Annotated in this window: 21 protein-coding genes; 8 read left to right on the top strand and 13 right to left on the bottom strand. The window is 68.7% G+C overall.

The features are described 5' to 3' along the window. The 4 genes from ABFO07_RS13970 to ABFO07_RS13985 form a co-directional block, all read right to left on the bottom strand. Entirely contained in the window at nt 1-990 is a 990-nt protein-coding gene (locus ABFO07_RS13970; RefSeq protein ID WP_059882864.1) for a beta-ketoacyl-ACP synthase III, read from the bottom strand. Continuing rightward, nucleotides 991-2,097: a phosphate acyltransferase PlsX gene (plsX, locus tag ABFO07_RS13975; protein ID WP_059564744.1), complete on the bottom strand. Its 1,107-nt coding sequence runs from the start codon at nt 2,095-2,097 to the stop codon at nt 991-993. A 130-nt stretch (nt 2,098-2,227) separates the two neighbouring features. After that, complete coding sequence (gene rpmF / locus ABFO07_RS13980) at nt 2,228-2,407, bottom strand: 50S ribosomal protein L32 (RefSeq protein ID WP_017333166.1); 180 nt, start codon at nt 2,405-2,407, stop codon at nt 2,228-2,230. Between the two features lie 97 nt (nt 2,408-2,504). Further along, nucleotides 2,505-3,140, bottom strand: coding sequence for a DUF177 domain-containing protein (locus tag ABFO07_RS13985; RefSeq protein ID WP_059564743.1), 636 nt, complete (start codon nt 3,138-3,140; stop codon nt 2,505-2,507). Nucleotides 3,141-3,336: 196 nt separating this feature from the next. Between ABFO07_RS13985 and ABFO07_RS13990 the strand changes: the two genes are divergently transcribed. Both ABFO07_RS13990 and ABFO07_RS13995 read left to right on the top strand, forming a co-directional pair. Then, nucleotides 3,337-3,966 carry a Maf-like protein gene (locus ABFO07_RS13990; protein ID WP_059882866.1) on the top strand — a complete coding sequence of 210 codons (630 nt, stop codon included), beginning with the start codon at nt 3,337-3,339 and terminating at the stop codon, nt 3,964-3,966. Continuing rightward, nucleotides 3,963-4,685 carry an SAM-dependent methyltransferase gene (locus ABFO07_RS13995; protein ID WP_347467663.1) on the top strand — a complete coding sequence of 241 codons (723 nt, stop codon included), beginning with the start codon at nt 3,963-3,965 and terminating at the stop codon, nt 4,683-4,685. The genes ABFO07_RS13990 and ABFO07_RS13995 overlap by 4 nt, the downstream gene beginning before the upstream one ends. A gap of 63 nt (nt 4,686-4,748) precedes the next feature. Here the strand turns inward: ABFO07_RS13995 and ABFO07_RS14000 are convergent, their stop codons facing one another. The 4 genes from ABFO07_RS14000 to ABFO07_RS14015 are packed head-to-tail and all read right to left on the bottom strand — an operon-like array spanning nt 4,749 to nt 7,815. Continuing rightward, complete coding sequence (locus ABFO07_RS14000) at nt 4,749-5,738, bottom strand: S49 family peptidase (RefSeq protein WP_059564740.1); 990 nt, start codon at nt 5,736-5,738, stop codon at nt 4,749-4,751. 12 nt (nt 5,739-5,750) lie between these two features. After that, entirely contained in the window at nt 5,751-6,149 is a 399-nt protein-coding gene (locus tag ABFO07_RS14005) for a Rieske (2Fe-2S) protein (protein WP_059959889.1), read from the bottom strand. After that, nucleotides 6,146-6,805, bottom strand: a complete 660-nt coding sequence (locus ABFO07_RS14010) for an HAD-IA family hydrolase (RefSeq protein WP_017333160.1) — start codon at nt 6,803-6,805, stop codon at nt 6,146-6,148. The genes ABFO07_RS14005 and ABFO07_RS14010 overlap by 4 nt, the downstream gene beginning before the upstream one ends. Nucleotides 6,806-6,810: 5 nt before the next feature. Further along, entirely contained in the window at nt 6,811-7,815 is a 1,005-nt protein-coding gene (locus ABFO07_RS14015; RefSeq protein ID WP_059564738.1) for an RluA family pseudouridine synthase, read from the bottom strand. 722 nt (nt 7,816-8,537) lie between these two features. On the opposite strand from ABFO07_RS14015, the gene ABFO07_RS14020 reads away from it, so the two are divergent. The 6 genes from ABFO07_RS14020 (at nt 8,538) to ABFO07_RS14045 (ending at nt 15,758) form a co-directional block, all read left to right on the top strand. Then, nucleotides 8,538-11,687: an Rne/Rng family ribonuclease gene (locus tag ABFO07_RS14020; protein ID WP_347467666.1), complete on the top strand. Its 3,150-nt coding sequence runs from the start codon at nt 8,538-8,540 to the stop codon at nt 11,685-11,687. Between the two features lie 126 nt (nt 11,688-11,813). Then, nucleotides 11,814-12,926, top strand: coding sequence for a GTP 3',8-cyclase MoaA (moaA, locus tag ABFO07_RS14025; protein WP_059882872.1), 1,113 nt, complete (start codon nt 11,814-11,816; stop codon nt 12,924-12,926). Nucleotides 12,927-12,932: 6 nt separating this feature from the next. Then, complete coding sequence (mobA, locus tag ABFO07_RS14030) at nt 12,933-13,550, top strand: molybdenum cofactor guanylyltransferase MobA (protein ID WP_059882873.1); 618 nt, start codon at nt 12,933-12,935, stop codon at nt 13,548-13,550. Nucleotides 13,551-13,661: 111 nt separating this feature from the next. Continuing rightward, a complete protein-coding gene (gene moeA, locus ABFO07_RS14035) occupies nt 13,662-14,960 on the top strand; it encodes a molybdopterin molybdotransferase MoeA (protein ID WP_347467669.1) in 1,299 nt (432 codons plus the stop codon). Between the two features lie 40 nt (nt 14,961-15,000). Further along, nucleotides 15,001-15,276, top strand: coding sequence for a hypothetical protein (locus ABFO07_RS14040; RefSeq protein WP_059564733.1), 276 nt, complete (start codon nt 15,001-15,003; stop codon nt 15,274-15,276). Continuing rightward, nucleotides 15,273-15,758, top strand: coding sequence for a GNAT family N-acetyltransferase (locus ABFO07_RS14045; protein ID WP_059564732.1), 486 nt, complete (start codon nt 15,273-15,275; stop codon nt 15,756-15,758). The genes ABFO07_RS14040 and ABFO07_RS14045 overlap by 4 nt, the downstream gene beginning before the upstream one ends. Nucleotides 15,759-15,846: 88 nt before the next feature. On the opposite strand, the gene ABFO07_RS14050 is transcribed toward ABFO07_RS14045, so the two are convergent. From ABFO07_RS14050 to pncB, 5 genes are all read right to left on the bottom strand, one after another. Further along, nucleotides 15,847-17,319 (bottom strand): DNA recombination protein RmuC, encoded by a 1,473-nt coding sequence (locus ABFO07_RS14050; protein ID WP_347467671.1) that lies wholly within the window; start codon nt 17,317-17,319, stop codon nt 15,847-15,849. Then, nucleotides 17,316-18,305 (bottom strand): 2-hydroxyacid dehydrogenase, encoded by a 990-nt coding sequence (locus ABFO07_RS14055; protein WP_347467673.1) that lies wholly within the window; start codon nt 18,303-18,305, stop codon nt 17,316-17,318. The genes ABFO07_RS14050 and ABFO07_RS14055 overlap by 4 nt, the downstream gene beginning before the upstream one ends. A 67-nt stretch (nt 18,306-18,372) precedes the next feature. Beyond that, nucleotides 18,373-19,803 carry a sodium:proton antiporter gene (locus ABFO07_RS14060; RefSeq protein ID WP_059564730.1) on the bottom strand — a complete coding sequence of 477 codons (1,431 nt, stop codon included), beginning with the start codon at nt 19,801-19,803 and terminating at the stop codon, nt 18,373-18,375. A gap of 42 nt (nt 19,804-19,845) precedes the next feature. After that, on the bottom strand, nt 19,846-20,508 hold the full coding sequence (locus tag ABFO07_RS14065; RefSeq protein ID WP_059986110.1) for a LutC/YkgG family protein: 663 nt from the start codon (nt 20,506-20,508) through the stop codon (nt 19,846-19,848). 86 nt (nt 20,509-20,594) lie between these two features. Further along, a complete protein-coding gene (gene pncB / locus ABFO07_RS14070) occupies nt 20,595-21,794 on the bottom strand; it encodes a nicotinate phosphoribosyltransferase (protein WP_059564728.1) in 1,200 nt (399 codons plus the stop codon). Nucleotides 21,795-22,028 lie beyond the last annotated feature (234 nt).

Consider the following 22,028-nt stretch of genomic DNA (forward strand, 5'->3'; position numbering starts at 1 on the left):
TCAGAAACGGAAGACCGACGCGCCCCAGGTGAAGCCGCCGCCGACGCCTTCGATGAGCACGTGCTGGCCGCGCTTGATGCGGCCGTCGCGCACCGCGACGTCGAGCGCGAGCGGGATCGACGCGGCCGACGTGTTGCCGTGCTCGCCGACCGTCACGACCATGCGCTCCTGCGGCAGGCCGAGCTTGCGGCAGGTGCTCGTCATGATACGGATGTTGGCCTGGTGCGGAATCAGCCAGTCGACCTGCTCGGGCGCGAGGTTCGCCTTCGCGAGCGCCTCGATCGCGACCTTCTCGAGCACGTTGACCGCGAGCTTGAACACGGCCTGGCCATCCATGTGAAGGAACGCGCTGCCCTCGATCACGCCGCGGTTGACGTTGCCCGGCGTGCAGAGGATGTGCGAGTAGCTGCCGTCCGCGTGCAGCGCGCTGCCGAGCACGCCCGGCTCTTCCGACGCGGACAGGATCACCGCGCCCGCGCCGTCGCCGAACAGCACGCAGGTCGTGCGGTCGGTGAAGTCGAGGATGCGCGAAAACGTCTCGGCACCGACGACGAGTGCCGTGCGGTGCTGGCCGCTGCGAATGAAGCTGTCGGCCGTCGCCACCGCATACGCGAAACCGGAGCACACGGCCTGCACGTCGAATGCCGCGCCGCCGTTCTTGATGCCGAGCTTGTTCTGCAGCAGGCACGCAGTGCTCGGGAACACGAAATCGGGGGTCGAAGTCGCGACGATGATCAGGTCGATCGACTGCGGATCGATGTCCGCCGCCTCGATCGCACGCCGCGACGCCTCGAGCGCGAGATCGCTCGTCGTCATGTCGGGTGCGGCGAAATGGCGCGCATGGATGCCCGTACGCGCAACGATCCACTCGTCGCTCGTCTCGATGCCGTCCTTCGCGAGACGATCGGCCAGCTGCTGGTTCGTGACGCGGTCGGGCGGCAGGTAGCTGCCCGTGCCGAGCACGCGGGAATAGAGAGTCGATTGGGCCATTTATGCCTTAGAGGATAGCGCAGCGGAAGGCTCGGCGTGCTGGCCTGCGGCGGGACCCGCCTGGCCCGCGCCGCCGGCGTCGTGCTCGCCGTCGCCGAGCGACGCCGAATTGTCCGCCATCGCGCGCGTGAGGCGCTCCAGCACGCCGTTTTTGACGGCATCATACCCGCGTTTGATCGCCCACTCAAACGCGTAGGCGTCCGCCGAACCGTGGCTCTTGATCACGAGGCTCTTCAGCCCCAGCAACGCCGCGCCGTTGTACTGACGGTGGTCGACGCGCCGCTTGAAGCGCATCAGCACCGGCAGCGCGAGCAGCGCCATCAGCTTCGACATCAGTGAACGGCCGAATTCCTCGCGAATGATGTCGGACAGCATCTGCGCAAGGCCTTCGGACGTCTTCAGCGCGACGTTGCCGACGAAACCGTCGCAGACGATCACGTCGACCGTGCCCTTGTAGATGTCGTTGCCTTCGACGTTGCCGCGGAAATTGAGCGTGCTCGCGCGCAGCAGTTCGCCTGCACGCTTGATCGTCTCGTTGCCCTTGATGACTTCTTCGCCGATGTTCAGCAGGCCGATCGTCGGCCGCTCCTTGCCCTCGAGCGCGGCGACGAGCGCGTGCCCCATCTCCGCGAACTGCAGCAGGTGCTGCGGCTCGCAATCGACGTTCGCGCCGAGGTCCAGCATCATCGTGTAGCCCGTCGGGTTCGGCAGCGCGAACGCGATCGCGGGCCGCTCGATGCCGGGCAGCGTCTTGAGCACATAACGGGAAACGGCCATCAGCGCGCCGGTGTTGCCGGCGGAGATACAGGCCTGGGCCTGGCCTTCCTTGACTTGATTGAGGGCGACGCGCATCGAAGAATCCTTCTTCTTGCGCAATGCCACTTCAACGGGATCATCCATCGCCACGACTTCGGTCGCGGGCACGATGGTCAGCGCCGGATCGTCGAGCGCCTTGCACTTCTTCAGCTGCGCACGGATCGCACTCTCGATGCCGACGAGCATCAGGTGCGCATCGGGGTGCGCGCGAACGAACTTGACTGCCGCGGGAACGGTCACGGACGGGCCGTGGTCGCCTCCCATGCAATCGATTGTGAGCTTTACAGTCATGGAATGCGACGAATTTCAGGCACAAAAAAGCGGCAGTTGAATGCCGCCTTTTTGTTGCGCCAGGAAAGTGTCAAGCGAACCAGTTGTCACGCGAACGGCCATCGTAGCGCGCGACGCGTGACGTTGACGCTTAGTCGTTCTTCGTCTTGACGACCTTCTTGCCGCGATAGTAGCCGTTCGGGCTGATGTGGTGACGCAGGTGCACTTCACCGGTGCTCGGCTCGACTGCCAGCGGCGACGCCGTCAGGAAATCGTGCGAACGATGCATGCCGCGCTTCGACGGCGACTTCTTGTTTTGCTGGACTGCCATGACTAACTCCTAAAAATTTTCCGGATTCTAACACAGCCCGATCCGGCGCTTAACTACCCTGGCCCACGGCCCTTACGCCTTCCCGCGCCTCAACTGCTCAGTGTTTCTTGTTGCCGTCCCCGCCCTTCTTCAGCGCTTCGAGCGCCGCGAACGGATTCGGCCGTTTGCCTTCGTCCCCCGCCTCTTCGGACTCGTCGTCCGTTTCGGCCGAAGGACCGCTCGCACCCGACACGAGGCTTTCATGAACCGCCGGGCAAACCTCGTGCTTGGGCACGAGCGGCAGCGAAAGCAGCAACTCCTCCTCGATCAAGTCGACGAGATCGAACTGGCGCGAGCCCACGATCACATCGGCTTCATCGTCGTCGAGCGGAAATTCTTCAGCTTCTTCTTCGGTCGCCACGATCCGGTACGTCATGTCGACGTCGAACGCCTGATCGGCCGGGCTCATGCAGCGCTGGCACGTCAGCCACGCGTGGCCGTGCAGCGCGAGGCGCAGATACGGCTGCTGCCCGTCGGTGCCGTCGTCCTGCAGCTCCTTCTGGGTGAACCCTTCCGCCTGCCAGGTGAACACCGTGTCGCGATCTGGCGCGTCCGCCGGCACTTCGTTTAACATGCGCGGCAGCTGCGAAAGGTGCACCGCACCCGACGCCTGCCGCCCGCTGCGGGCGAATTCGAACAGGTCGATCGCACGCGGATCGAGCGATACCGCAGGTTTGCCAGAAGAAGGATTCATGTGCGCTCCTGCCTACGGGTTGGACATGCTGATCCGGCTTGGCGCCGTGGACTTCCGAAGACCCGGCAGGCCCCTGATGGGAGTCCGCCGATGAAAAGCGCAAAAGCATACCTTTTTTATCTTTTACAGTCAATCACTTAAGCCGACGCCCGCGCACCGCCGCGCGGCGCCCTTCGACACACCGATCCAACCGACCATGCCGGACACTCTTTGCCGCCCGCCGCGGCTGCTTCTCGCCTCCAGTTCCCGCTACCGCCGCGCGCTGCTCGAGCGGCTCGGCGTACCGTTCGACGTCGTCTCGCCCGACGTCGACGAAACCCCGCTGCCTGGCGAGACGCCTGCCGCGACCGCGCTGCGCCTTGCCGACGCGAAGGCGCGCGCCGTCGCCGCGACGATCGACGCGCCGGACGGCGTGCTCGTGATCGGCTCCGACCAGGTCGCGACCTTCGACGGCCTGCAGATCGGCAAGCCCGGCACGCACGAACGCGCGCTCGCGCAGCTCGTGTCGATGCAGGGGCGCGACGTCGAGTTCCATAGTGCGCTCAGCCTGTACGACAGCCGCACCGGCGAATCGCAGACCGAGGACGTCGTGACGCGCGTGCGCTTCCGTACGCTGCCCGAGGCCGAACTCGACGCCTACCTGCGGGCGGAGACGCCGTACGACGTCGCGGGCAGCGCCAAGTCCGAAGGGCTCGGCATCGCGCTGCTCGACGCGATCGACTCGGACGACCCGACCGCGCTCGTCGGCCTGCCGCTGATCGCGCTGACGCGGATGCTGCGCGCCGTCGACTACCCGCTGTTCGCCACCAAGGGAGACCGCGCATGACGGCTGGAACGCTCTATCTCGTCCCGAACACGCTCGGCGACGGCGACGCATCGATGCTGGCCGCCGTGCTTCCTGCTGCCGTGCAGGCGCGCGCCGGCACGCTCGGCTACTACATCGGCGAAAACGCGAAGACCACGCGCGCGTTCCTGAAGAAGATCGGCACGACGCGGCCGATCCAGGAAATCGAGATTCGCGAACTGAACATCAACACGCCGGCCGGCGAAATCGACCGGCTGCTCACGCCGGTACTGGCCGGCGCGGACGCCGGGCTGGTGTCGGAGGCCGGCTGCCCGGCCGTCGCCGACCCGGGCGCGCTGCTGGTGCGCCGCGCGCACGAACGCGGCGTGAAGGTCGTGCCGCTCGTCGGGCCCAGTTCGATCCTGCTCGCGCTGATGGCGTCGGGCCTGAACGGCCAGAGCTTCGCGTTCAACGGCTATCTGCCGGTCGATGCGGGCGCGCGCGCGAAACGGCTGCGCGAACTCGAGCAGTTGTCGCGCAAGGCGCGCCAGACGCAGATCTTCATCGAGACGCCGTATCGCAACCACGCGATGCTCGACACGCTCGTCGCGACCTGCGCGCCGTCGACGCTGATCTGCGTCGCGGCCGACCTGACGCTCGCGACCGAGACGATCGCAAGCCGCACCGTCGCGGAATGGAAAAAGGCGCCGGTGCCCGATCTGCACAAGCGCCCTGCGATCTTCCTGTTGCTGGCGAACTGACGGCACGGCCCGCTCCGGCGGGCCCTGCATCCGCCTCGCCGCCGGGAGGCGGCCGCCTCGGCGTTAGCGCAGGCTCAGCTGCGCGCCCGTCGTCAGCGTCTTCATCGCGGCATTGCCGACGGCCGCGCCGAACTTGCGCGCGACACGGTTCGTCAGGCTCTCCTTCACCGTGTAGTCGACGAGGTCGGGCGCCTTCAGCACGTCGCGCGCAACCGTGTCGGTCGTGCCGAAGCCGTCGGCCAGCCCAAGCTCGACGCTCTTCTCGCCGGTCCAGAACAGCCCCGAGAACATGTCCGGCGTCTCGTGCAGGCGCGCGCCGCGGCCATCCTTCACCGCCTTGATGAACTGCGCGTGCACCTGGTCGAGCAGCGCCTGCGCATGGGTGTCCATCTTCGCGGTTTCCGGCGAGAACGGATCGTAGAAGCCCTTGTTCTCGCCCGACGTATGCAGGCGCCGCTCGACGCCGAGCTTGCCCATCAGGCCGGTGAAGCCGAAGCCGTCCATCAGCACGCCGATCGAGCCGACGATGCTCGCCTTGTCGACGTAGATCTTGTCGGCCGCCGCCGCGATGTAATAGCCGCCCGACGCGCACATGTCGGTCACGACCACGTACAGCGGCTTGGCCGGATACTTCGCGCGCAGGCGCTTGATCTCGTCGTAGACCATGCCCGCCTGCACCGGGCTGCCGCCCGGGCTGTTGATCCGCAGCACGACGCCGACCGTGCCGTCGTCGTCGAACGCGCTGCCGAGCGCGGTGATGATGTCTTCCGCGTTCGCGTTGACGCCGGCCGAGATCTCGCCGTCGATCGTCACCAGCGCCGTATGCCGCCCGCCCGTTGACAACTTCGTGTCGCTCGAGAAATCGATCAGCGCCACGGCGAGCAACAGCAGCACGCCGAGGAACGCGAAGCGGAAGAAGATCTTCCAGCGCCGCGCCGCGCGCTGCTCCTTCACCGCCGCGAGCGCGATCCGCTCGAGCGCCGCGCGCTCCCAGTTCGGTTCGCGGCCGTCGGAGCGGGAGGATGAATCGGGAGGAGTCGGTTGGTCGGTCATGCGTGGTTGTCGTCAGTCAGTCGTCAAGGGGCGCAGATCGGCGTCGGGCACCCAGAATACCGCGCGGCCGTCCGGCGTGTCGCGCTCGTCGACCTCGACCGGCCGCAGGCGGGCGCCGCGGCACGGGCCGCCGACGCACTTGCCGGTGTCCGGCGCGTAGATCGCACCGTGCGTCGCGCACATCAGGTACAGGCCGGACGATTCGAAGAACTGCCCCTCGGCCCAGTCCAGCTCCATCGGCACGTGCGCGCAGCGGTTCAGATAGCCGTACGCGCGGCCGTCGTAGCGCACGAAGAACACGACGGCCGGCTCGCCGCGCAGCGTCGCATCGACGCGCACGCCGGCGCCGCCGTCGGCCAGCGCATCCGATGCGCAGACGCGCACCGCGTCGGTGGCGGGCGTGGCGCTCATGCGTGCTCGCGCAGCCAGGCGGCGAGCGCGTCCACGTCCGGCGCGACGAAGCGCGGCGCCAGCGCGGCGAGCGCGTCGGCCGAATGCGCGCCGTACGCGACGCCGATGCCCGCCGCGCCCGCGCTGGCGGCCATCTGCAGGTCGTGGGTCGTGTCGCCGATCATCACCGTGCGCGCCAGGTCCTGCCCCAGTTCCCGGGTGAGTTCCTGAAGCATCGCCGGATGCGGTTTCGAGAATGTCTCGTCCGCGCAGCGCGTCGCGTCGAACAGGCTGGTCAGCTTGGCCTGGTCGAGCGCGCGGTTCAGGCCGACCCGGCCTTTGCCGGTCGCGACCGCGAGCAGATAGCCCGTGTCGCGCAGCTCCGCGAGCAGCTCGCGCACGCCGGCGAACAGCTCGATGCGCTGGTCCTTGATCAGGTAGTGATACCGGTAGCGCTCGGCGAGGCGCGGATAGTCGGACGGATCGAGGGTCGGAGCCGTGATCTGCAGCGCGTCGCGCAGGCCGAGGCCGATCACGTAACGGGCCGCCTCGTCGGACGGCGTGGGCAGGCCGAGATCGCGGCATGCCGCCTGGATGCTGAAGGCGATGTGCGCCGTCGAATCCATCAGCGTGCCGTCCCAGTCGAAGACGATCAGGTCAAATTGCTGTCGGGCCATGCGGTTCAAGCGATATCGCGCAATGCGCTCAGTTGGTCGAGAAAGCGCCGGCATTCGCCGGGCAGCGGTGCGTCGAACTGCAGCGGCTCGCCGGTCAGCGGATGCGCAAGCCGCAGCCGGTGCGCGTGCAGGAACATCCGCTTCAGCGACGGTTCCGCGTTCGCGCGCGCCAGCGCCTTGTTCAGTGCGAAATCGCCATACTTGGCGTCGCCGGCGATCGGCAGGCCGAGATGCGCGAGGTGCACACGAATCTGATGGGTCCGACCCGTTTTGAGTTCCGCTTCGACCAGCGCGTAGTCCGGCCAGCGCTCGACGAGGTTGAACACGGTGTGCGACGCGAGCCCGTCTTCCTGCACGCGCACGCGGCGCTCCCCTTCCGGGGTCGTGTACTTGAACAGCGGCGCCTTCACCGCGCGGCGGCGGCCCCAGTCGGACTGCCACTCGCCGTGCACGCACGCGTAGTAGCGCTTGTCCATCCGGTTCTCGCGGATCATCTCGTGCAGGCCGACGAGCGCCGCGCGCTTCTTCGCGAGCATCAGGACGCCGGACGTCTCGCGGTCGAGACGATGCACCAGTTCGAGGAATTTCGCGCGCGGCCGCGCCTGGCGCAGCTGCTCGATCACGCCGAACGCGACGCCGCTGCCGCCGTGCACCGCGACGCCGGCCGGCTTGTCGATGACGAGCATCGCATCGTCCTCGAACAGCACGTCGAACTGCGCGGGCGGGATGACCGGCGTGTCGGCGCGCGCCAGGTCGGCAGCGGCCATCCGCACCGGCGGCACGCGCACGACGTCGCCGAGCGCGAGCCGGTACTGCGCGTCGACCCGGCCCTTGTTGACGCGCACTTCGCCGCTGCGCAGGATCCGGTAAATATGGCTTTTCGGCACGCCTTTACAGACGCGCAACAGGAAATTGTCGATACGCTGACCGGCAGCGTTTTCGTCGATCTCGACCATCGAGACCTGGCCGCTTGCGACCGAATTCTGGGATATTTTGCCTAACTCATTCATACTGAATATAATTTTGCCCAGCCTGACGTAGCGGGCGGCCTAACCGGCCGGCCCGGATGGATTGGGCACGGCGCAAGCGCAAACCGTCATTTTACTTGCGCCGGGGGCTGGCTGCTCGCCCCGAACAAAGAGAAGCAGCAAGTTGCACGCACGGCGCCTGCCGCCGGCAAGGATCGCGCCCACAGGCGGATTCGGTCGGCAAGGCGCCGCGGTAACGGAAAGTTGGTTGAAAAGAATTTAATTGGCAGCCGGGCGGCGCGAAGCGCCCACGCAGGCTGCCGGTTGCGAAAGACGGCGTTGCGCCCGATTTGGCCCCGCGAAGCGTGCGGGGACTGGCGACGTCAAACCAAGGAAGAACACCCCAGGCGGGAAAGTCGGGCTGGATTCGATACTCCCCGCTGCGGCCCAAGCCGCAGCATCTGCCGCCCGTTGGCGCGCGCGACGCATTGCGACGCGCGCCGCGGCAGTGCCCCCGGTCTGAGGCTTAGCGCGCTTTTTCAGCGTGCGGAGTGTGAACGCCGTGCTTTGAAGCCGTGTTCGCAGGTGCCCTATGGCCGCCGGCCCCGTCGTTCGGGCCCAAGCGCCGCATCAGGCAATTCTCCCCGCCATCGTTCCCGCTCCAGCGTGCTTGTGACAACACAACAAGGCGCGGCCTGCCGTCGTTCCCGCCCTCGCGACTGACAACCGCGAGGCGCCGGCAGCAGAGCCGCCTGGAGTCGTTCATGAAACGCATGCTGTTCAATGCGACGCAGCAGGAGGAGCTGCGCGTCGCCATCGTCGATGGGCAGAAGCTCATCGACATCGACATCGAGACAGCCGGGCGCGAACAGCGCAAAGGCAATATCTACAAAGGTGTCGTCACCCGCATCGAGCCGTCGCTCGAAGCGTGCTTCGTCAACTACGGCGAAGATCGCCACGGCTTCCTGCCGTTCAAGGAAGTCGCCCGCCAGTACTTCAAGGAAGGCGTCGACATGCGCTCCGCGCGCATCCAGGACGCGCTGCGCGAAGGCCAGGAGCTGATCGTCCAGGTCGAGAAGGAGGAGCGTGGCAACAAGGGCGCCGCCCTCACGACCTTCATCTCGCTCGCCGGCCGCTACCTCGTGCTGATGCCGAACAACCCGCGCGGCGGCGGCGTGTCGCGCCGCATCGAGGGCGACGAGCGTCAGGAACTGCGCGAAACGATGGCGCAGCTGCAGATTCCGGATGGCATGAGCATGATCGCCCGCACCGCGGGCATCGGCCGCAGCGCCGAGGAACTGCAGTGGGACCTGAACTACCTGCTGCAGCTCTGGCGCGCGATCGAGGCGGCGTCGCAAAGCGGCCACACCGGCCAGCCGATGCTGATCTACCTGGAATCGAGCCTCGTGATCCGCGCGATCCGGGACTATTTCCAGCCGGATATCGGCGAAATCCTGATCGACACGACCGAGATCTACGATCAGGCCCGTGCATTCATGGACATCGTGATGCCGGACAACGTCGCGAAGGTGAAGCGCTACCACGACGACGTGCCGCTCTTCTCCCGCTTCCAGATCGAGCACCAGATCGAAACGGCCTACTCGCGCACGGTGCCGCTGCCGTCGGGCGGCGCGATCGTGATCGACCACACCGAGGCGCTCGTCGCGATCGACGTGAACTCGGCGCGCGCGACCAAGGGCGCGGACATCGAGGAAACGGCGACCCGCACCAACCTCGAGGCGGCCGACGAAGTCGCCCGCCAGCTGCGTCTGCGCGACCTCGGCGGCCTGATCGTGATCGATTTCATCGACATGGAATCGGCGAAGAGCCAGCGCGAGGTCGAGCAGCGCCTGAAGGATGCGCTCAAGCATGACCGCGCCCGCGTGCAGATGGGCAAGATCTCGCGCTTCGGCCTGATGGAGCTGTCGCGCCAGCGGCTGCGCCCGGCGCTGTCCGAAGGCAGCCACGTGACCTGCCCGCGCTGCAACGGCACCGGCCACATCCGCGACACCGAATCGTCCGCGCTGCAGGTCCTGCGGATCATTCAGGAAGAGGCGATGAAGGAAAACACCGCGGCGATCCACTGCCAGGTGCCGGTCGAGGTGACCGCCTTCCTGCTCAACGAAAAGCGCCAGGAAATCAACAAGATCGAGTCGCGCTTCAAGGTCGGCATCGTGCTGATCCCGAACAAGCATCTCGATACGCCGCACTACAAGCTCGAGCGCCTGCGCCACGACGACGCGCGCCTCGACGACCCGCGCGCATCGTGGAAGATGGCCGAGGAAGCCGCCCGCGAGATGGAGTCGGAAACCGGCTACAGCAAGCGTGCCGCGGAAGTGAAGCCGAAGCAGGAAGCCGCGGTCAAGGGCATCACGCCCGAGCGTCCGGCACCGAGCCCGGCACCGCAGCGCGCGGCTGAACCGGCCCCGGCGCCGGCCCCTGTCGCCGCGGCGAGCGGCGGCTTCATCGGCTGGCTGAAGGGCCTGTTCGGCATGCAGCCGGCGGCGCCCGCACCGGCGCCCGTGAAGGAACAGGCTGCCGCCCGTCCGGCCCGCGAGAAGACCGAGAAGGCCGAACAGCGTGGCGAGCGCGGTGGCGATCGCAACCGCAACCGCCGCGCAGGCGGCGCCCAGGCGCCGCAGGGCGGCCGCGACCAGGCAGCAGCCGGCCGTGGCGGCCAGCCGCAGCGCCCGGAACGCGAAGGCAAGGAAGCGCGCGAACCGCGTGAAGGTCGCGAAGGCCGCGAAGGCCGCGAAGGTCGCGAGGGTCGCGAAGGCCGTGGCCAGCGCGAACCGCGTGAAGCGCGCGAGGGCCGTGAAGCACGGGAAGGCCGCGAAGGTCGCGAAACCCGCGAGCCGCGTGAACAACGCGAACCGCGCGAACCCCGTGAGCCGCGCGAACGCGTCGAGCAGCCGGAAGCCGTCGAGGCAGCCGGCCGCGGCGAGCGCCAGGAACGCGGCGAACGTCGCGAGCGCGGCGAGCGCCGCAAGCCGACCCAGCACGCGGCAACGCTCGAGACGGTCACCCGCGGCGAAAGCCACGCGGAAGAGGAAGCCGACAAGGCAGCAGCAGCCCTGCCCGGCGCTGAAGTGATGGCCGACGCCGATGCCGGCGCGCGCGACGGCGAGGAACGCCGCCGCCGCCGCCGCGGCCGTCGCGGCGGCCGTCGCGAACGCGAGGAAGACGGCGCGATCGTCGGCCAGGCAGCGGAAGGTATGGACGGTGAAACCGACACCGCACCGGCAGCCGAGCCGGTCGCGCACGCGGCACCGGCCACGCAGGCCGAACCGGCGCACGCTGCCGCACCGGTAGCCGTCGCGGCTGTCGCTGCGGCAGGCGCTGTCGTCGTTGAAGCCGTGGCGCATGCGGAACCGGCCACGCCGGCCGCCGCCGACGCGCAGCCGGCCCCGGCGCACGTCGAAGCCGCCCCGGCGGTTGCCACCGACGCGCAACCGGTGGAAACCGTCGCCGCCGCGCCGGCCGTCGTAGCCGAAGCCGGGCCCGCCCCGGTCGAGGTCTCGCCGACCGATGCGCTGGAAGTGCCGCAGGCCGCTCCGGTCGCCGAAGCCCCGCAAGCCGCGCCTGTCGTGGCAGCAGCGCCGGCCGCCGAGGTCGAAGCTGCTCCGGTGGCGGCTGCCGAACCGGCCCGCGTCGAACCGGCGCCGATCGAAGTCGTGACCGCACCGGTCGTCGAGCGTGCCCAGCCGGCCGCCGCGGCGCCGGCATCGCGCGGCCTCGAAACCGTGCTCGAGCAAGCCGGCCTTGTCTGGGTGAACACGGACGCGGACAAGTTCCGTGCCGCCCAGGAAGCCGCCGCGCAGGTTCAGCGCCCGGCCCGCGTGCCGCGCGAACGCAAGGCGCTGCCGCCGGTCGACACGACGCCGATGCAGCAGGTGGAAACGACGCATCACTGATCGCGTCCGCCCCGTCGAAAAAGCCCGCTTCGGCGGGCTTTTTCACGTCCGCGCTGCGGGTTTCCGCGCGCGGCCCGCCCAAGCGCTTCCAGCTAGAATAGAGATCTGGCTCGTACTGCTTTCAACATGTCCCGACGCATCATCCCCCTCACCGACGTCAGCGGCATGCCGGACGTCACCGGCACCGCGCACACTCCGGACGGCCTGCTGCACGACACGTTCGCGCGGCCGTTGCGCGATCTGCGCATCTCGGTGACGGATCGCTGCAACTTCCGCTGCGTGTACTGCATGCCGCGCGCGGTGTTCGACAAGGACTACCCGTTCCTGCCGCACAGCGCGCTGCTGACGCTCGAGGAAATCGAGCGGATCGCGCGGCTGTTCGTCGCACACGGCGTCGAGAAGATCCGCATCACCGGCGGCGAGCCGCTGCTGCGCAAGAACCTCGAATTCCTGATCGAGCGCCTCGCGCGCCTGACGACCCACGACGGCCGCCCGCTCGACCTGACGCTGACCACCAACGGCTCGCTGCTCGCCCGCAAGGCCCGCACGCTGAGGGATGCGGGGCTCACGCGCGTGACGGTCAGCCTCGACGCGCTCGACGACACGCTGTTCAAGCGCATGAACGACGCCGACTTCGCGAGCGCCGACGTGCTCGACGGCATCTTCGCGGCGCAGGCCGCCGGCCTCGAGCCGGTCAAGGTCAACATGGTCGTGAAGCGCGGCACCAACGACAGCGAAATCCTGCCGATGGCCGCGCGCTTTCGCGGCACCGGCGTCGTGCTGCGTTTCATCGAATACATGGACGTCGGCACGTCGAACGGCTGGAACATGACCGAAGTGCTGCCGTCCGCCGACGTCGTCGCGCGCATCGCCGAGCACTTCCCGCTCGTCCCGCTCGACCCGCACTCCGCGGCCGAAACGGCGCAGCGCTGGGGTTACGCGGACGGCAGCGGTGAAATCGGCGTGATCTCCAGCGTCACGCAGGCGTTCTGCGGCGACTGCACGCGCGCGCGCCTGTCGACCGAAGGCAAGCTGTACCTGTGCCTGTTCGCGTCGGCCGGCCACGACCTCCGCGCGCTGGTGCGCGGCGGCGCGAGCGACACCGAGATCGCCACCGCGATCGCGCGCATCTGGCAGGCCCGCACCGACCGCTATTCGCAGCTGCGCGGCAGCGCGACAGCCGATGCGGCGGCCGAAGGGGCCGGCAAGCGCGTCGAAATGTCGTATATCGGCGGCTGACGCGCGATGTCCGACTCACCCACGCCTTCGATCGCCGGCCTGCTGCTCGCCGGCGGACGCGCGACGCGCATGGACGGCGCCGACAAGGGGCTGCAATTGCTCGACGGCACGCCGCTCGCGCTGCACGTGCTGCGCCGTCTCGCCCCGCAAGTCGATGAAACGCTGATCAGCGCGAACCGCCATCCCGACCGCTATGCGGAACTGGGCGCGCCGTTCGGCGCCCGCGTCGTGCCGGATGCGACGGGCGACTTCCCCGGCCCGCTCGCGGGCCTGCTGGCCGGGATGCGCGCCGCGCGCGCACCGCTCGTTGCGTGCGCGCCCTGCGATTCGCCGTTCCTGCCCGACGACCTGGTCGCGCGGCTGCACGCGGCGCTCGCCGCGCAGCAGGCGGATATCGCGATGGCCGTCCTCGTCGACGCGCGGCAGGAACGCGCGCCGCAGCCGACCTTCGCGCTGCTGCGCACGTCGCTGGCCGACGATCTCGCCGGCCGGCTCGACGCCGGCGACCGCAAGGTGCGTTCGTGGTACGCGCGCCACAAGACGGTCGAAGTCGAGTTTCATGACGAGCGTGCGTTTTACAATGCCAACTCTTGGCAGGAACTCGCCGCGCTCGCCCGTCGCTGACGGCATCGGCCCCGTTCCCGCGCGCCGCCCGCCGCTTGCGACCCCGCGCTCACGCGCCACCAACGCCTTGCCGGCCACGAACCCGATACGCCTTGCGGCGCAGTCCGACCGATGACCACGCATTCCTCGCCCGCCTCCCGCCCCGCCGCCGATCCCGACGCGCCGTTGTCGCTCGTCGACGCGCAGGCGCTCGCGTGCCGGTTCGCGGTGCCGGTCGACGCGTGCGACACGGTGCCGCTGCGCGACGCGCTCGACCGCGTGCTCGCGGCCGACGTGAATGCGCCGTTCGACATTCCCGCGTACGACAACTCGGCGATGGACGGCTACGCGTTCGACAGTGCCGAATGCGCGCACGCGTCGCCCGACGGCGACGTGACGCTCGCGGTCGCGGGCACGGCGCTCGCCGGCCATCCGTTCGACGGCGCGGTGCCCGCGCGCGGCTGCATCCGCATCATGACGGGTGCGCCGTTGCCCGCCGGCTGCGACACCGTCATTCCACAGGAGCGCGTGACCGCGCAGGACGACGCGATCCGCTTCGCCGCACGCGACGTATCGCGCGGCGCGAACTGCCGCAAGGCCGGCGAGGATCTCGCGCGCGGCGCCTGTGCGCTCGCCGCGGGCCGCGTCCTGCGGCCGGCGGACCTCGGCCTGCTCGCGTCGTTCGGCTGCGCCGACGTCAGCGTGCGCCGCCGGCTGCGCGTCGCGGTATTCTCGACCGGCGACGAGTTGCGTGCGCCGGGCGCGCCGCTTGACCGCGGCACCCTGTACGACAGCAACCGCGGGATGCTGGTCGCGATGCTCGAGCGGATGAACGTCGAACCGGTCGATCTCGGCATCGTCCGCGACGACCCGGCCGCGCTGGAAGCGGCGCTGCGCGATGCAATCGCCGCGCGGGCCGATGCGGTGATCACGTCGGGCGGCGTGTCGGTCGGCGAAGCGGATTTCACGCGCGACGTGATGGCACGGCTCGGCGACGTCACGTTCGCGAGCCTCGCGCTGCGGCCCGGGCGGCCGCTCGCGTGCGGCACGCTGGCGCCGCAGTCCGCCGCCGGGCGCGGCACGCTGTTCTTCGGCCTGCCCGGCAACCCGGTGGCCGCCGCGGTGACGTTCTACGCGATCGTGCGCCCTGCACTGTTCGCGATGGCCGGCGCCCATCTGCCGCCGCCTGCGATGTACACCGCGCTCAGCACGCACGCGCTGAAGAAGCGGCCGGGCCGCACCGAATACCTGCGCGGCATCGCGACGCGCGCCGCCGACGGCGGCTGGCGCGTCACGCCGGCCGGCTCGCAGAGTTCCGCATCGCTGAGCGGCCTCGCGGTCGCCAACTGCTTCATCGTCCTCGGCCACGATGCCGCGGCGATCGATGCAGGCGCGCCGGTCGACATCCTGCCGTTCGACGGCCTGATCTGAATTCCATCTTTATCAGTTTCACTACGGGGGCAATTCGCACATGAAAAAACAAATTTTGTCGATCGCCGCGGGACAGACCGCCAAGGCGCTGATCCTCGTCTACCTGACGTTCAGCGTGCCGATCGTGCTGCTCGGCATTCTCGTCGCGTACATCCGCTTCGGCATGGTCGAGCTGAGCACCATCCTGAGCGCGCTGCTGCTGAACGCGGTCGTCGGCTTCGTGCTGCTGTGGATTGCGTGCCACGCGTACAACTGGGTCGCGTCGCGCTTCGGCGGCATCGAGATCGTGCTGTCCGATCCGCCGGAGGAAGCGTGAGCGGCAGCCCGCTGATCCGCGCGGCCGAGGCGCGCGACGTCGGCGCGATCCTCGCGCTGATGCGCGAGCTGGCGGAATTCGAAAAGCTTACGCAGCTGTTCGTCGCGACCGACGACGATCTCGCCGACGCGCTGTTCGGCGCGCATCCCGCGGCCGAGGCGCTGGTTGCCGAACGCGACGGCGCGATCGTCGCGTATGCGCTGTTCTTCCACAACTATTCGACGTTCCTGGGCCGCCGCGGCCTGTACCTCGAGGATCTGTACGTGCAGCCGTCGCAGCGCGGCACGGGCCTCGGCACCGCGATGCTCCGGCGGCTCGCCGCGCTCGCGATCGAGCGCCGCTGCGGGCGCTTCGAATGGTCGGTGCTCGACTGGAACCAGCCGGCGATCGATTTCTACGAGAAGATGGGCGCGACCGTGCTCCCCGAATGGCGCATCGTGCGGGTGACGGACGACGCGCTGGCAGAGCTCGCGGGACGCTGAACCCCGCCCACGGCCGGCAAAAGAAATGGGCGCTCATGTTCACATGGCGCCCATTTTCGTTTCCGTCCGAACCCGCGGCCGATGTCGGTCAGGCTTCGTCCGCGTCGTCGACGCCGTTCGCGCCGAGCAAGCCGGCCGCCGTGTCGCCCGGCAGCGCCTCGACCTGCTTGAGCTTGCGGTTCATCACGCGCGTGCGCTGCTCGGCCAGCTCGATCGAGCGCGTGACCGTCTCCAGCTGCGACTTCGTGCGCGCCAGCACGTCGCCGAACTTGCCGAACTCCGTCTTCACCGCGCCGAGCACCTGCCACACCTCGCTCGAACGCTTCTCGATCGCGAGCGTGCGGAAGCCCATCTGCAGGCTGTTCAGCAACGCGGTGAGCGTGGTCGGCCCCGCCACCGTCACGCGATAGTCGCGCTGCAGCAGGTCGGTCAGCCCCGGGCGGCGCAGGATCTCCGCATACAGCCCTTCGGTCGGCAGGAACAGCAGCGCGAAATCGGTCGTGTGCGGCGGCGCGACGTATTTCTCGGCAATCGTGCGCGCCTCCGCCCGCACGCGTGCCTCGAGCGCGCGCGCGGCGTCCTCGACCGCCGCGGCATCGGCGCGCTCCTGCGCATCGATCAGCCGCTCGTAATCCTCACGCGGAAATTTCGCGTCGATCGGCAGCCACACCGGCGGCGCATCGCCGGCGCCGGCGTCGCGCCCCGGCAGCCGGATCGCGAACTCGACCCGCTCGCTGCTCTTCGGCACGGTCGCGACGTTCTTCGCATACTGGTCGGGCGTCAGCATCTGCTCGAGCAGCGCCTCGAGCTGCACCTCGCCCCAGGTGCCGCGCGTCTTCACGTTGGTCAGCACCTTCTTCAGGTCGCCGACGCCGGCCGCGAGCGTCTGCATCTCGCCGAGCCCGCGATGCACCTGCTCGAGCCGGTCGGACACGAGCTTGAACGACTCGCCGAGCCGCTGCTCGAGCGTCGCATGCAGCTTCTCGTCGACGGTGCGGCGCATCTCCTCGAGCTTGGCCGCATTGTTCGTCTCGATGTCCTTCAGGCGCTGCTCGAGCGTCGCGCGCACTTCGCCGATACGCCGGTCGTTCGCCTCGGTGAGCTGCGTGAGCTGGCGATTCAGCGTGTCGCCGAACAGCCTGAGCACCGCGGTCTGCTCCTCGCGCGCCTGCTGCGCCTGGCGCTGCAGGCCGTCGCGCATCGCATCGAACTGCTGCGCGTTGCCGGCGACGAGCTTCGCGAGCTGCTGCGCGAACCCGTCGATCTGGTTGTTCTGCACGGTCGCGACACTGGTGAGCTGCGCGGCAAGCGTCTGCTGCAGCCGCGCGAAGCTTCCGGCCAGTTCCGTGCGCGAGCCGCGCGCGCCCTCGACGATCTCGCCGCGCAGCTCGCGCTCGAGCCGCTCGACCGCGCGCGCCTGCGCGTGCGCGGCGTCCTCGATCTGGTCGCCGAGCACCGCCACGTCGTCGTGGCGGCCGCCGCCCCGCACGATTGCGACGATCGCCACCGCCAGTGCAATGGCCAGCACGACGACCGCCGCGAGCAACAACGTCGTCGTCATGCGCGCGCCTTGCCGATCACGTCGGGGTTGATCGGGTTCGACGGACGCCCCGCGCGCGGCCCTTCGCCCAGCGCGGCGATCAGGTTGTCGGCGGCGAGGTTCGCCATTGCGCGGCGGGTGTGCTCGGTCGCGCTCGCGATGTGCGGCGTCAGCACGACGTTCGGCACCTCGAGCAGCGCCGGGTGCACGCTCGGCTCGCCCTCGAACACGTCGAGGCCTGCCGCCGCGATCCGCTTCTCGCGCAGCGCGGCGGCCAGCGCCGCGTCGTCGACGATCCCGCCGCGCGCGATGTTGGTCAGCGTCGCGGTCGGCTTCATCCGCGCCAGCTCGGCCGCGCCGATCGTGTGGTGGTTTTCCTGCGTGTACGGCAGCACGAGCACGACGTGGTCCGCGCGCGCGAGCAGCGCTTCCTTCGACACGTATTGGGCGTTCAGCTCGGCCTCGATCTCCGGCGCGACCCGCGACCGGTTGTGATAGATCACCTGCATGCCGAAGCCCTTTGCGCGGCGCGCGAGCGCCTGGCCGATGCGGCCCATCCCGATCACGCCGAGCGTCGAGCCGTGGATATCGCTGCCGAGGAAGCCGTCGTATGCCCACTTCCGCCAGTGCCCGGCGCGCAGCCAGTGCTCCGATTCGGCGATGCGCCGCGCGGCCGCCATCATCAACGCCCAGCCGAAATCGGCGGTGGATTCGTTCAGCACGTCCGGCGTATTGGTGCCGAGCACGTTCGCCGCGTTGAACGCCGCCATGTCGAAGTTGTTGTAGCCGACCGCCATGTTCGATACGACGCGCAGGCGCGGCGCGGCCGCGAGCGTGGCGGCGCCGACCGGGTCGCCGGCCGTCAGCGCGCCGTCCTTGTCGGCGAGGCGCGCCGCGAGCGCGTCGGGCGCCAGCGCATCGCCATCGTTCCAATCGACCTCGAAGTACTGCTTGAGCCGTTCGATCACGTCCGGGAAGATCGGACGCGCGACCAGGATCTTCTGCATCCCCATCTCCGCATGCCACGGGCGGCGCGCGACGCGCCCCGCCCGCTTCTTGTTGAAAATCGTCAGCTTACGCCGTGAAGAAGATCCACGTCGCCAGCAGGAATACGGGCACCAGCACGACCAGCGCCCAGCCGAGATACGCGAAGAAGCTCGGCATCTTCACGCCGCGCGATTCGGCGATCGCCTTCACCATGAAGTTCGGCGCATTGCCGATATAGCTGTTCGCGCCCATGAACACCGCGCCCGCGGAAATCGCGGCGAGCGTCGTCGCGCCCGTGGTCATCAGCGATTGCGCGTCGCCGCCCGCCAGGTTGAAGAACACGAGGTAGGTCGGCGCGTTGTCGAGGAACGACGACAGCAGGCCCGTCGCCCAGAAGTACATCGCGTCGATCGGCTTGCCGTCCGGCCCGGTGACGAGATGGACGATCTGCGCGAACGCGCCGTCCGCGCCCGCGCGCAGGATCACGATCACCGGCGCGATCGTCACGAAGATGCCCGCGAACAGCTTCGCGACTTCCTCGATCGGCGCCCAGTTGAACGCGTTGCCCTCGCGTGCGGAGCGCGGCGTCAGCGCAAGCGATGCGAGCGCGACGACGATCAGCGCCACGTCGCGCACCAGGTTCTGCAGCGCGACGTGCGTGCCCCACACGTCGAACGTGACACCCGGCTTCCAGATCCCGCTCATCAGCACGAGCCCGACCACGGCCGCGAGCAGCACGAAGTTGATCTTGCCGTCGATCGACAGTGCCGCGCTATCGGGCGTCGGATCGAGCGCGGCCGGCCGCGTCTCGCCGCCCTTGCGGTAGAAGTACGTGTCGAGCACGAAGAACACCGTCAGCAGCACCGCGCAGATGAACAGCATCGGCAGCGCGAGATGCGTGGTCGTCCAGAAGAAGCTCACGCCGTTCAGGAAGCCGAGGAACAGCGGCGGATCGCCAAGCGGCGACAGCGAGCCGCCCGCGTTCGCGACGAGGAAGATGAAGAAGATCACGACATGCACGACGTGCTTGCGATTGTCGTTCGCGCGCAGCAGCGGCCGGATCAGCAGCATTGCCGCGCCGGTCGTGCCCATCACGCTCGCGAGCAGCGTGCCGAGCGCGAGGATCGCGGTGTTGAGCTTCGGCGTGCCGTGCAGGTTGCCGTTCACGCAGATGCCGCCCGCGACCGTGTAGAGCGCGGTGAGCAGCACGATGAACGGGATGTATTCCTCGAGCAGCGCGTGCACGAGCGTGCCGAACGCGGTGCCGGCGCCGAACACGGCGGCGAACGGCGCGAGGAACGCGATCGACCACGCAGCCGCGATCTTGCCGAAGTGGTGATGCCAGAACACCGGCGCGGCGAGCGGGAACAGGGCGATGGACAGCAGGATCCCGGCGAACGGGACGCCCCAGAGCGCGGACAGCGTGGCGCCGTCGAGTGTCGCGGCCGATGCGAGCGCGGGCGCGGCGCCGAGCGCGGCGCCCGACGCCATGCCTGCCCAGGCGGCATGTCGTTTCATGCAGAACTTCCTTTTTGAATGGCGGTGGATTGAGCGGGCGCGTCACGCGCCCCGCACGACGATCACGTGGACCCGGTACGGGCCGTGTGCGCCCAGCACGATGGTCTGCTCGATGTCGCCCGTGCGCGACGGACCGGACACGAAATTGACCGCCCGCGGCAATTCGCCGCGCTCCGCGCGGATCAGCGCAAATGCATCTTCGTGGCCGGCGACGATCCGCGACGCGGGCACGATCGCGATATGCGTCTCCGGCAGCAGGCCGGCCGATGCATAGGTATCGGGACCGGACAGCAGCACCAGCGAACCGGTTTCCGCCGTCGCGCAGAAGCAGCCGGTCAGGCCGACGAGATCGCTGTCGGCCGGCTTGCGGCATTCGACGGCCAGGCCTGCGCCTGCCCAGTCGAGCTCGGCGAGCGTGCGCCAGGCGACGGCCTGCATCGGCAGGCCGTGCGAGGAGAGATAACGGGCAGCGGCGGCCGGCGCGTCAGCAAGCGCCGCGACTTCGTCGACGGTCGTCGACAGCTTGGTTGCCTCATCGACGAACGCGGCGATCAGGTCGGCCGGCGCCGGCGGACGCGGCCCCTGCGGATGACGGGCGAGGTAGTCGGCGACCGCTTCGCGCTCCGCCGCATCGGGTTCGGCCGAGCGACCCTGCGCGGCGCGGATGCGCGCGAGGATCTGGCGACGGGCAGCGGAAGTGTCCATGAACGGCCTCGTGACGTTGCGTGCGATACCGTCGGATTATACCGGCCGCCCCTCTCGCCACGCACCTTCGGCTGAACGGCCGACGGCTACTGCGACGCGTCGTCCTCGACCGGCTGCGCGATGCCGAACACCTGCCGCAGGTACGCAAGATACGCCTTGTCGTCGCACATGCTCTTGCCCGGCGAATCGGACAGCTTCGCGACCGGCTGGCCGTTGCAGCGAACCATCTTGATGACGATCTGCAGCGGCACGTAGCCGAGGTCGTTGGTCAGGTTGGTGCCGACGCCGAACGCGAGCTTGCTGCGGCCGCGGAACCGTTCGTACAGCTGCATGACCTTCGGGATGTCGAGCGCGTCGGAAAACACCAGCACCTTGGTGCGCGGGTCGCAGCGGTTCGCTTCGTAGTGCGAGATCATCCGCTCGCCCCACTCGAACGGATCGCCCGAATCGTGGCGCGCGCCGTCGAACAGCTTGCAGAAGTACATGTCGAAGTCGCGCAGGAACGCGTCCATCCCGTAGACGTCCGACAGCGCGATGCCGAGGTCGCCGCGGTATTCCTTCGCCCACATCTCGAAGCCGTAGGTCTGCGAGTCGCGCAGCCGCGGGCCGAGCGCCTGGCACGCCTGCAGGTATTCGTGCGCCATCGTGCCGAGCGGCGTGATGCCGTGCTTCATCGCGTACAGCACGTTGCTCGTGCCGGCGAACTGCGGGCCGAGGCCGTCGCGCAGCGTAAGCGCGACCTCCTCGTGCCAGACCTTCGAGAAACGCCGGCGCGTGCCGTAGTCGGCGATCTTGCAGTCGGCGAATTCCGGTTTCGCGCCGAGCAGCTTGATCTTCTCGCCCAGCCGCCCGCGCCCTTCCCGGTAATCAGGCTCGCGCTGCGTATTGCGGAAATAGACCTCGTTGACGATCGCGAGCACCGGAATCTCGAACAGGATCGTATGCAGCCACGGCCCCTTGATCTCGATGTCGATCTCGCCGTTGCCCTTCGGCGAAGGCGTGATCGAGATGTACTTCTCGTTCAGGTGGAACAGCGCGAGGAAGTCGACGAAATCGCTCTTGATGAAACGCATCCGGCGCAGGTAGTCGAGCTCCTCGTCGGTGAAGCGCAGCGCGCACAGGCCGCGCACCTCGTCGCGGATCTCGTCGATGTACGGCACGAGATCGACGCCGGGCGTGCGGCACTTGAAGCGATATTCGACGCTTGCGGCCGGGAAGTGATGCAGGACGACCTGCATCATCGTGAATTTGTAGAGATCCGTGTCGAGCAGCGAAGTGATGATCATGATGACGGCACCGCCAATATCGGAACCGGCCCCGGCGCACCGCGCGCCGCCCGGTCTGCCGGCCATGTTACCCGAATGCGGGCCCGACCATCGCGACGCCGCGCCGGGCGCCGCGGTGCGTCCCCATGCGAGTGCTCATAAACTAATCACGAAACGGTATAAGCCGGAAAGCCGACCACGGCATGCGGGTTTGACGCTTCAGTTACAATGCCGCTTTTGGCGCCAGCGCCACCC

This window comes from Burkholderia stagnalis, from assembly GCF_039848545.1.
Classification (GTDB): Bacteria; Pseudomonadota; Gammaproteobacteria; order Burkholderiales; family Burkholderiaceae; genus Burkholderia; species Burkholderia stagnalis.

What these genes read in the sequence shown, in the direction of transcription:
- ABFO07_RS13970 (WP_059882864.1), bottom strand. Translation starts at nt 990, where the DNA reads ATGGCCCAATCGACTCTCTATTCCCGCGTGCTCGGCACGGGCAGCTAC.
- plsX (WP_059564744.1), bottom strand. Translation starts at nt 2,097, where the DNA reads ATGACTGTAAAGCTCACAATCGATTGCATGGGAGGCGACCACGGCCCG.
- rpmF (WP_017333166.1), bottom strand. Translation starts at nt 2,407, where the DNA reads ATGGCAGTCCAGCAAAACAAGAAGTCGCCGTCGAAGCGCGGCATGCAT.
- ABFO07_RS13985 (WP_059564743.1), bottom strand. Translation starts at nt 3,140, where the DNA reads ATGAATCCTTCTTCTGGCAAACCTGCGGTATCGCTCGATCCGCGTGCG.
- ABFO07_RS13990 (WP_059882866.1), top strand. Translation starts at nt 3,337, where the DNA reads ATGCCGGACACTCTTTGCCGCCCGCCGCGGCTGCTTCTCGCCTCCAGT.
- ABFO07_RS13995 (WP_347467663.1), top strand. Translation starts at nt 3,963, where the DNA reads ATGACGGCTGGAACGCTCTATCTCGTCCCGAACACGCTCGGCGACGGC.
- ABFO07_RS14000 (WP_059564740.1), bottom strand. Translation starts at nt 5,738, where the DNA reads ATGACCGACCAACCGACTCCTCCCGATTCATCCTCCCGCTCCGACGGC.
- ABFO07_RS14005 (WP_059959889.1), bottom strand. Translation starts at nt 6,149, where the DNA reads ATGAGCGCCACGCCCGCCACCGACGCGGTGCGCGTCTGCGCATCGGAT.
- ABFO07_RS14010 (WP_017333160.1), bottom strand. Translation starts at nt 6,805, where the DNA reads ATGGCCCGACAGCAATTTGACCTGATCGTCTTCGACTGGGACGGCACG.
- ABFO07_RS14015 (WP_059564738.1), bottom strand. Translation starts at nt 7,815, where the DNA reads ATGAATGAGTTAGGCAAAATATCCCAGAATTCGGTCGCAAGCGGCCAG.
- ABFO07_RS14020 (WP_347467666.1), top strand. Translation starts at nt 8,538, where the DNA reads ATGAAACGCATGCTGTTCAATGCGACGCAGCAGGAGGAGCTGCGCGTC.
- moaA (WP_059882872.1), top strand. Translation starts at nt 11,814, where the DNA reads ATGTCCCGACGCATCATCCCCCTCACCGACGTCAGCGGCATGCCGGAC.
- mobA (WP_059882873.1), top strand. Translation starts at nt 12,933, where the DNA reads ATGTCCGACTCACCCACGCCTTCGATCGCCGGCCTGCTGCTCGCCGGC.
- moeA (WP_347467669.1), top strand. Translation starts at nt 13,662, where the DNA reads ATGACCACGCATTCCTCGCCCGCCTCCCGCCCCGCCGCCGATCCCGAC.
- ABFO07_RS14040 (WP_059564733.1), top strand. Translation starts at nt 15,001, where the DNA reads ATGAAAAAACAAATTTTGTCGATCGCCGCGGGACAGACCGCCAAGGCG.
- ABFO07_RS14050 (WP_347467671.1), bottom strand. Translation starts at nt 17,319, where the DNA reads ATGACGACGACGTTGTTGCTCGCGGCGGTCGTCGTGCTGGCCATTGCA.
- ABFO07_RS14055 (WP_347467673.1), bottom strand. Translation starts at nt 18,305, where the DNA reads ATGCAGAAGATCCTGGTCGCGCGTCCGATCTTCCCGGACGTGATCGAA.
- ABFO07_RS14060 (WP_059564730.1), bottom strand. Translation starts at nt 19,803, where the DNA reads ATGAAACGACATGCCGCCTGGGCAGGCATGGCGTCGGGCGCCGCGCTC.
- ABFO07_RS14065 (WP_059986110.1), bottom strand. Translation starts at nt 20,508, where the DNA reads ATGGACACTTCCGCTGCCCGTCGCCAGATCCTCGCGCGCATCCGCGCC.
- pncB (WP_059564728.1), bottom strand. Translation starts at nt 21,794, where the DNA reads ATGATCATCACTTCGCTGCTCGACACGGATCTCTACAAATTCACGATG.